Raw genomic sequence first — 741 nt, forward strand, 5'->3', positions numbered from 1 at the left:
GGCGGATCTTGCCCACAGGTTGCAGGGCGAGTTCGGTCTGCCTGTCGTTGACGGCGTCGGAGCCGCTTTGAAGCAAGCCGAGGCCCTGGTGGCTCTTGGCCTCGCGACATCGAAGCGCGGTGCTTATGCGACCCCGCTCGCCAAGCCCTATCGTGGTATGCTGAAATCGTTCTCTCCAGGAGCAGTCGCTGCCGAGTAAGCACCATGAAACCGATCATCCGCACGCTGTCGCTGGGAGAATTGGCTGACCTCATCGACTGGGCGGCCGCGGAGGGCTGGAACCCTGGCGTTGACGATGCGGCGATGTTTCAGGCAGCGGATCCCGCGGGTTTCATCGGCGCCTTTGCCGGCAGCGAAATGGTCGCCGGAATCTCGGCCGTGGAATATGGGCACGATTTTGGTTTCGTCGGCCTCTACATCTGCCGGCCGGATATGCGCGGCAAGGGTTACGGCAAAGCGGTGTGGACCGCGGGCATGAACAGGCTGGCCGGGCGCACCATCGGGCTCGATGGCGTCGAAGAGCAACGAGCCAACTACGAGAGCAAAGGGTTCAGGCCGCTCTACGAGACCATCCGTTACAGCGGGCGCGCTGCGGCCCTGACCATCGGCGCCAAACGGCCTCGCATGGTGACCGGGCAATTGGTGCCCGACATCATGAGATATGACGCATTCTGCTTTCCCGCCTCCCGCCATTCTTTCCTGCAGCGATGGCTGCTGCCGCCGCACCGCGCGGTGGCAGCG

General features: G+C 63.8%; 1 protein-coding gene and 1 pseudogene. Both read left to right on the forward strand.

Annotated features, from left to right (window positions below; translation table 11 throughout):
• Window positions 1–199, forward strand: a pseudogene (locus tag EOA36_RS36430) (aspartate/glutamate racemase family protein); the annotation flags it as partial.
• Between the two features lie 5 nt (window positions 200–204).
• Window positions 205–741 (forward strand): GNAT family N-acetyltransferase (locus tag EOA36_RS36435; protein WP_145969553.1); only part of this gene is annotated, 537 nt, incomplete at its 3' end.

Source organism: Mesorhizobium sp. M8A.F.Ca.ET.021.01.1.1, assembly GCF_003998025.1.
Classification (GTDB): Bacteria; Pseudomonadota; Alphaproteobacteria; order Rhizobiales; family Rhizobiaceae; genus Mesorhizobium.